This is a genomic window from Ramlibacter sp., from assembly GCF_036383835.1.
Lineage (GTDB): Bacteria > Pseudomonadota > Gammaproteobacteria > Burkholderiales > Burkholderiaceae_C > Ramlibacter.
The window spans coordinates 1-7,921 of the sequence record NZ_DASVNN010000129.1; the positions used below are offsets into that span (position 1 = coordinate 1).

Here is a 7,921-nt window from a genome sequence, read left to right on the forward strand (position 1 = left end):
AGGCCGAAGCTCGCCGGGAACGGCGGCTTGAAGCGCGGCTGGCCCTTCTTGCCTTCCAGCGATTCGAGCAGCGCGGTCTCTTCGCCGCAGATGTAGGCGCCGAAGCCGTGGAACGCGTGCAGCTGGAACGAGAAGTTCGAGCCCTGGATGTTGTTGCCCAGGTAGCCGGCCGCGCGCGCTTCTTCCAGCGCTTCCTCGAAGCGGTCGTAGGTCTGGAAGATCTCGCCGTGGATGTAGTTGTAGCCCACGGTGATGCCCATCGCGTAGGCGGCGATGATCATCCCCTCAATGACGATGTGCGGGTTGAACTGCAGGATGTCGCGGTCCTTGCAGGTGCCCGGCTCGCCTTCGTCGGAGTTGCACACCAGGTACTTCTGGCCCGGGAACTGGCGGGGCATGAAGCTCCACTTCAGGCCCGTGGGGAAGCCGGCGCCGCCGCGGCCGCGCAGGGCCGATTCCTTGACGGTGGCGATCACCTGGTCCTGCGTGAGGCCCTCGGACAGGATCTTCTTCAGCGCCTTGTAGCCGTCGCGCGCCTCGTAGTCCTTCAGGCGCCAGTTGGTGCCGTCGATGCCCGCGTAGATCTGCGGATTGATGTGGCGGTCGTGGAAGCAGGTCTGGACGCCGGTGGCCTGGAACTGCTCCAGCACTTGTTGCGCGTTCATCCCTTGGCTCCCTTGAGGCCGTCGACCAGCTGGTCCAGCTTCTCGTTGCTCATGAAGCTGCACATCGTGCGGTCGTTCACCAGCATCACCGGCGAGTCGGCGCAGGCGCCCAGGCACTCGCTCTGTTGCAGCGTGAACAGGCCGTCGGGCGTGGTCTCGCCCATGGCGATGCCCAGCTTCTTTTCCAGGTGCTGCAGCGCCTTCTGGCCGTCGCGCAGCTGGCAAGGCAGGTTGGTGCAGACGTTCAGCTTGTACTTGCCGACGCGTTGCTGGTTGTACATGTTGTAGAAGGTGGTGACTTCGTGCACCGCGATCGCCGCCATGCCGAGATACTCGGCGATGCCTTGTTCGCTTTCCTTCGTCACATGGCCCTGCTCCTGCTGCACGATGGCCAGGCACGCCATCACGGCGGACTGCTTCTGCTCGGGCGGGTACTTGGCGACTTCGCGGGCGAAGCGCTGCTTGGTGGTTTCAGAAATCATCGATCGATCTCTCCGAACACGATGTCCATCGTGCCGATGATGGCGACGGCGTCGGCGATCATGTGGCCGCGCGACATTTCGTCCATCGCCGCGAGGTGCGGGAAGCCCGGCGCGCGGATCTTCAGGCGGTACGGCTTGTTGGCGCCGTCGCTCACGATGTAGATGCCGAACTCGCCCTTGGGATGTTCCACCGCGGCGTAGGCCTCGCCCTCGGGAACGCGCATGCCTTCCGAGAAGAGCTTGAAGTGGTGGATCAGCTCCTCCATGTTGGTCTTCATGCTCTCGCGGTCCGGCGGCGCCACCTTGTGGTTGTCGGTGATCACCGGGCCGGGGTTGGCGCGCAGCCAGGCCACGCACTGCTTGATGATCTTGTTGGCCTCGCGCAGTTCCTGCACGCGCACCAGGTAGCGGTCGTACGAGTCGCCCGTCCGGCCCAGCGGGATGTCGAAGTCCATGCGGTCGTAGACCTCGTAGGGCTGCGTCTTGCGCAGGTCCCACAGCACGCCGGAGCCGCGCAGCATTGGGCCGCTGAAGCCCAGGTTCAGCGCGCGCTCGGGCGTGACCACGCCGATGCCCACGGTGCGCTGCTTCCAGATGCGGTTCTCGGTCAGCAGCGTCTCGTATTCGTCGACGTACTTCGGGAAGCGCTGGGTGAAGGCCTCGACGAAGTCCAGCAGGGAGCCCTGCCGGTCTTCGTTCATGCGGTCGATCTCGCGCTGGTTGCGGATCTTGCTCGCCTTGTACTGCGGCATGGAGTCCGGCAGGTCGCGGTAGACGCCGCCCGGACGGAAGTAGGCCGCGTGCATGCGCGCGCCCGACACCGCCTCGTACATGTCGAAGAGATCTTCCCGCTCGCGGAAGCAGTAGATCAGCATGTTCATCGCGCCGCAGTCGAGGCCGTGCGCGCCGAGCCACAGCAGGTGGTTCAGCAAGCGCGTGATCTCGGAAAACATGACGCGGATGTACTGCGCGCGGATCGGCACGTCCACGCCCAGCAGCTTTTCGACCGCGAGGCAGTAGGCGTGCTCGTTGGACATCATCGACACGTAGTCGAGGCGGTCCATGTAGGGCAGCGTCTGGATGTAGGTGCGGGTCTCGGCCAGTTTCTCGGTCGCGCGGTGCAGCAGGCCGATGTGCGGGTCGGCGCGCTGGATCACCTCGCCGTCGAGTTCCAGCACGAGGCGCAGCACTCCGTGCGCCGCCGGGTGCTGCGGGCCGAAGTTGAGCGTGTAGTTCTTGATTTCTGCCATTACTGGAGCCCGCCGTACTTTTCCTCGCGGATGATCCGCGGCGTGATCTCGCGCGGCTCGATCGTCACCGGCTGGTAGACCACGCGCTGGCGCTCGGCGTCGTAGATCATTTCCACGTGGCCGGAGACGGGGAAGTCCTTGCGGAAGGGATGGCCGATGAAGCCGTAGTCGGTGAGGATGCGGCGCAGGTCGGCGTGGCCGACGAACACGATGCCGTACAGGTCGAAGGCCTCGCGCTCGAACCAGTTGGCGGCGCTCCACACGCCGTCGATGGACTCGACTTCGGGCAGGTCGTCGTCGGGGCAGAACACGCGCACGCGCACGCGCTGGTTCAGCGCCACGGACAGCAGGTGCACGACGACGGCGTAGCGCGCGCCGTCCCAGTCGCCCATGCGGTACTCGGAATAGTCGACGCCGCACAGGTCGATCATCTGCTCGAAGCGGCACGTGGGCGCTTCCTTGAGGATGCGGCAGGCCTCGATGTAGTCCTGCGCAGTCACCGTGACGGTGATCTCGCCCAGCTTCAGGTCGACGCGCCTGGCCTTGTCGCCGAGCGCTGCGACGACGGCGTCGCGCACGGTTTCGGGTGCGGGGGAGACCGCAGCGAGGTTTCCTTCCATGCTCAGGCCCTCGCGATGGTTTGCGTGCGGCGGATCTTCTGCTGCAGCTGGATGATGCCGTACAGCAGCGCCTCGGCCGTCGGCGGGCAGCCGGGGACGTACACGTCCACGGGCACGATGCGGTCGCAGCCGCGCACCACGGAATAGCTGTAGTGGTAGTAGCCGCCGCCGTTGGCGCAGGTGCCCATGGAGAGCACCCAGCGCGGCTCGGCCATCTGGTCGTACACCTTGCGCAGCGCCGGCGCCATCTTGTTGCACAGCGTGCCGGCCACGATCATCAGGTCGGACTGGCGCGGGCTCGGGCGGAACAGCATGCCGAAGCGGTCGATGTCGTAGCGCGCGGCGCCCGCGTGCATCATCTCCACGGCGCAGCACGCGAGACCGAAGGTCATGGGCCACAGCGAGCCGGTCTTGGCCCAGTTGATGACCGTGTCCACGGTCGTGGTCACGACACCTTTTTCAAGAATGCCTTGGTTTGCCATCTCAAGCTTTCGGAAATTCTGCAGTGCGGCCCGGGATCATTCCCAGTCGAGCGCGCCCTTCTTCCATTCGTAGACGAATCCCACGACCAGGATGGCAAGGAACACCATCATGGCCCAGAAGCCGATCACGCCGATGTCCTTGAGCGCCACCGCCCAGGGGAAGAGGAAGGCGATCTCCAGGTCGAACAGGATGAAGAGGATCGCGACGAGGTAGTAGCGCACGTCGAACTTCATGCGCGCGTCCTCGAAGGCCTCGAAGCCGCATTCGTAGGGGGAATTCTTTGCCGTGCCGGGGTTGTGCACGCCGATGCCCTTGGCCAGGAACCAACCGAGCACCTGGGGGGCGACGCCGACGCCTACGCCGACGAGGATGAACAGGAGGACAGGGAGGTACTGGTCGAGGTTCATCTGGGGCTGCGTCCGCGGGGCATGTTGCCCGCCGGTGTCGTGCCCGGCGGGCTTTCTTGTGTGGTGCCGACGGCGAGACTCGAACTCGCACAGCTTTCGCCACTACCCCCTCAAGATAGCGTGTCTACCAATTTCACCACGTCGGCTTTTTGTGGCCGCCCGGAGCGCTTGCGAGGGTTGCGGCTCATTGGAGAACCGCGCGCATCCGGACAACCACGGAGTGTACTCCGAAACGGAGTCCCTACTGCCGTGCAGCAGGGGTTTTGATCAGATGGCGATCACTTCGTCGGGATCTGCGCAGCACCGGACGCGGGCGTCGCGGGCGCGGTGGCGGCCGGCGTGGTCGCCGCACCCTGGTTCGCGGGCACCGGCGTGCCGCCGCCGGGGATCTGGCTGGCGGGCGACGGCGGCGTGGCCGGGGCGGCGGGCGCCGTGGGGGCCGCGCGCTCCAGCACGCTGCTGCCGGAACTGGCCGGCGCGACGCTGTGGGTGAAGTACGCCAGCGCCAGCGTGCACACGAAGAACACGGCGGCGAGGACGGCGGTGGTGCGGGAAAGGAAGTTCGCGCTGCCGGTGGCGCCGAACAGGCTGCCCGAGGCGCCGCTGCCGAAGGCCGCGCCCATGTCCGCGCCCTTGCCGTGCTGCAGCAGGATGAGGCCGATCATGCCCAGCGCCGTCAGGATCTGCACGGCGAGCACGATGGTCAACAAAGCATTCATTCAATCACTCCTGGTTCTTTTGTTCTGCGGCCGCGCGCTTCAGGCGCACGCCGCGGCGATGATCTGCAGGAAATCGGGCGCCTTGAGGGACGCCCCGCCGATCAGTCCGCCGTCGATGTCGGGCTGCGCCAGCAAGGCGGCCGCATTGCCCGCGTTCATGCTGCCGCCGTAGAGGAGGTGCACGCGTTCGGCATGCTCCGTGGCGGCGGCGAGTTGCTTGCGCAGCAGCGCGTGCACCTGCTGCGCCTGTTCGGGCGAGGCGGTCCTGCCGGTGCCGATCGCCCAGACGGGTTCGTAGGCCACGACGATCTCGCTGATGCAGTGCCCGTTGACGTGGATCACCGCGGCCATCTGCCGCTTCACCACTTCCTCGGTGTGCCCTGCCTCGCGCTCGGCCAGCGTCTCGCCGACGCAGACGATCGGCGTGATGCCGTGCGCCAGCGCCGTCTTCGCCTTCTCGGCCACCAGCGTGTCGGTCTCGCCGTGGTACTGGCGCCGCTCCGAGTGGCCGACGATCGCGTAGCGCACGCCGAACTCGCGCAGCATGGGCGCCGACACCTCGCCGGTGTAGGCACCGCCCGCGTGCGGGGAGACGTCCTGCGCGCCGAGGTCCAGCGTGGAGCCGTGGCGCAGCATCTGCACCTGCGCCAGGTAAGGCGCCGGCACGCACACCGCGACCTGGCACTTCGCGTCCTTCATGCCGGCGACGAGCGAACGCACCAGGGCGTCGTTCGCCTCCAGGTTGCCGTTCATCTTCCAGTTGCCGGCAATCAGCTTCTTCTTGTCCGTCATTGCTTTACCACGTGAGGACGATCTTGCCCACGTGCTGGTTGGATTCCATCAGCGCATGCGCCTTCGCGGCGTCCGCTGCGGCGAAAGTGCTGTGGATCACGGGCTTGATCTTCCCCGCCTCGATCAGCGGCCACACGCTCTTCCGCAGCGCCTGCGCGATCGCGGCCTTGAAGGGCACGGGACGCGGACGCAGCGTGGAACCGGTGATCGTGATGCGACGGCGCAGCACCAGGCCGGCGTTGAACTCGCTCTTGGTCCCGCCCTGCACCGCGATGATCACGATGCGGCCGTCCTCGTTGACGCACTTGACCTCGCGGTCGACGTAGCTGCCGGCGACCATGTCGAGGATCACGTCCACGCCCTTGCCGCCGGTGAGCTTCTTCGCCTCTTCGGCGAAGTCCTGCGTCTTGTAGTTGATCGCGTGGTCGGCGCCGAGGTCGATGCAGGCCTTGCACTTGTCGTCGCTGCCGGCGGTGGCGATCACCGGGCCCGCGCCCATGGCCTTGGCCATCTGGATCGCGGTCACGCCGATGCCGCTGGTGCCGCCCTGCACCATGAACGCCTCGCCCGGCTGCAGCCGGCCGCGGTCGAACACGTTGCTCCACACGGTGAAGAAGGTCTCGGGCAGCGAGGCCGCCTCGACGTCCGACAGGCCCTTGGGCACCGGCAGGCACTGGCCCACCGGCGCGACGCAGAGTTCGGCATAGCCGCCGCCCGCGACCAGCGCGCAGACGCGGTCACCGGTCTTGAAGCCGGCCTGCGCCATCGCCTGGGCGTCGCCGCCCACGATGGTGCCCGCCACTTCCAGCCCGGGGATGTCGGACGCGCCCGGCGGCACGGGATAGTTGCCCATGCGCTGGAGCACGTCCGGGCGGTTGATACCGCTCGCGGTGACGCGGATCAGCACCTCGCCGGCAGCCGGCACGGGGTCCGGCCGCTCGCCGGCGCGCAGGACTTCCGGCGCGCCGTATTGCGTGATCTCGATCGCTCGCACGCCCGACCGCCTTATTGCTGCGGCTCGTTGCCGTTGTTGCCGGTGTTCTCCTGCGCCGGCGCCGGCTCACGCTGTTCGCGCGGCTCGCGGGGTTCACGCGGCTCGCGGAACTCGCGCGGGGGGCGGTCGCCACGGTCGCCGCGGTCACCACGATCGCCGCGGTATTCGCCACGGGGCGGACGGTCGCCACGCGGTTCGCGCTCCGGCATGCCTTCCGGACGCTCGGTCAGCGCCTTCATGGACAGCTTCACGCGGCCCTTCTCGTCGGTCTCGAGCACCTTCACGCGCACCACCTGGCCTTCGGACAGGTAGTCGGTGACCTTCTCGACGCGCTCGTGGGCGATCTGGCTGATGTGCAGCAGGCCGTCCTTGCCCGGGAGCAGGTTGACCAGCGCGCCGAAGTCCAGGATCTTGGTGATCGGGCCTTCGTAGACCTTGCCGACTTCGACCTCGGCCGTGATCTCCTCGATGCGCTTCTTGGCGTGCGCGGCGCGATCGGCGTCAGTCGACGCGATCGTGATCGTGCCGTCTTCCTCGATGTTGATCTGCGTGCCGGTCTCTTCCGTCAGCGCACGGATGGTGGCGCCGCCCTTGCCGATCACGTCGCGGATCTTCTCGGGGTTGATCTTCATCACGTACAGGCGCGGGGCGAATTCAGAGACCTCGGCGTTCGCGCCGGCGACGACCTCGACCATCTTGCCCAGGATGTGCAGGCGCGCTTCCTTGGCCTGCGCCAGCGCGACCTGCATGATTTCCTTGGTGATGCCCTGGATCTTGATGTCCATCTGCAGCGCGGTGATACCTTGGGTGGTACCGGCGACCTTGAAGTCCATGTCGCCCAGGTGATCCTCGTCGCCCAGGATGTCGGTCAGCACCGCGAAGCGCGCGCCTTCCTTGATCAGGCCCATGGCGATGCCGGCCACGTGCGCCTTCAGCGGCACGCCGGCGTCCATCAGCGACAGGCAGCCGCCGCACACGGAGGCCATCGACGACGAGCCGTTGGACTCGGTGATCTCCGAGACGACGCGCACCGAGTACGGGAACTCCTCCTTCGAGGGCAGCACGGCGACCAGCGCGCGCTTGGCGAGGCGGCCGTGGCCGATCTCGCGGCGCTTGGGCGAGCCGACGCGGCCCGTCTCGCCAGTGGCGAACGGGGGCATGTTGTAGTGCAGCATGAAGCGCTCGGAGTACTCGCCGGCCAGCGCGTCGATGGTCTGCGAGTCGCGCTCGGTGCCCAGCGTCGTGGCGACGACGGCCTGCGTCTCGCCCCGCGTGAAGATGGCCGAGCCGTGGGCGCGCGGCAGCACGCCGGTGCGGATCTCGATGGCACGCACGGTGCGCGTGTCGCGGCCGTCGATGCGCGGCTCGCCGGCCAGGATCTGGCCGCGGACGATCTTGGCCTCGATGTCGAACAGCATCGCGTCGACCTTGACCGAGTCGACCTTGGTGTCGCCTTCGGCGAGCGCGGCCTGCACTTCGGTCGTCGCCACGCGCAGCGCCTGCGTGCGC

General features: G+C 67.3%; 9 protein-coding genes, 1 tRNA gene and 1 pseudogene. All 11 read right to left on the bottom strand.

All coding sequences use genetic code 11. The features are described 5' to 3' along the window. A pseudogene (locus VF522_RS20330) lies at nt 1-665 on the bottom strand (NADH-quinone oxidoreductase subunit F); the annotation flags it as partial. Beyond that, on the bottom strand, nt 662-1,147 hold the full coding sequence (gene nuoE, locus VF522_RS20335) for an NADH-quinone oxidoreductase subunit NuoE (RefSeq protein ID WP_330910137.1): 486 nt from the start codon (nt 1,145-1,147) through the stop codon (nt 662-664). The pseudogene VF522_RS20330 and the gene nuoE, both read right to left, overlap by 4 nt. Further along, a complete protein-coding gene (locus VF522_RS20340; protein ID WP_330910138.1) occupies nt 1,144-2,397 on the bottom strand; it encodes an NADH-quinone oxidoreductase subunit D in 1,254 nt (417 codons plus the stop codon). The genes nuoE and VF522_RS20340 overlap by 4 nt, the downstream gene beginning before the upstream one ends. Continuing rightward, nucleotides 2,397-3,017, bottom strand: a complete 621-nt coding sequence (locus tag VF522_RS20345; protein WP_330910139.1) for an NADH-quinone oxidoreductase subunit C — start codon at nt 3,015-3,017, stop codon at nt 2,397-2,399. Before VF522_RS20345 ends, VF522_RS20340 begins: the two co-directional genes overlap by 1 nt. A gap of 2 nt (nt 3,018-3,019) precedes the next feature. Beyond that, nucleotides 3,020-3,499, bottom strand: coding sequence for a NuoB/complex I 20 kDa subunit family protein (locus tag VF522_RS20350; protein WP_169420697.1), 480 nt, complete (start codon nt 3,497-3,499; stop codon nt 3,020-3,022). 36 nt (nt 3,500-3,535) lie between these two features. Then, a complete protein-coding gene (locus tag VF522_RS20355; RefSeq protein ID WP_330910140.1) occupies nt 3,536-3,907 on the bottom strand; it encodes an NADH-quinone oxidoreductase subunit A in 372 nt (123 codons plus the stop codon). 61 nt (nt 3,908-3,968) lie between these two features. Next, a tRNA-Leu gene (locus tag VF522_RS20360) sits at nt 3,969-4,053 on the bottom strand. Between the two features lie 132 nt (nt 4,054-4,185). Further along, nucleotides 4,186-4,626 (bottom strand): preprotein translocase subunit SecG, encoded by a 441-nt coding sequence (gene secG / locus VF522_RS20365; protein ID WP_330910141.1) that lies wholly within the window; start codon nt 4,624-4,626, stop codon nt 4,186-4,188. Nucleotides 4,627-4,665: 39 nt separating this feature from the next. Then, nucleotides 4,666-5,418: a triose-phosphate isomerase gene (tpiA, locus tag VF522_RS20370; protein ID WP_330910142.1), complete on the bottom strand. Its 753-nt coding sequence runs from the start codon at nt 5,416-5,418 to the stop codon at nt 4,666-4,668. Nucleotides 5,419-5,422: 4 nt separating this feature from the next. Then, complete coding sequence (locus VF522_RS20375) at nt 5,423-6,412, bottom strand: NAD(P)H-quinone oxidoreductase (RefSeq protein ID WP_330910143.1); 990 nt, start codon at nt 6,410-6,412, stop codon at nt 5,423-5,425. Between the two features lie 11 nt (nt 6,413-6,423). Further along, nucleotides 6,424-7,921 (bottom strand): polyribonucleotide nucleotidyltransferase (gene pnp / locus VF522_RS20380; RefSeq protein ID WP_330910144.1); only part of this gene is annotated, 1,498 nt, incomplete at its 5' end.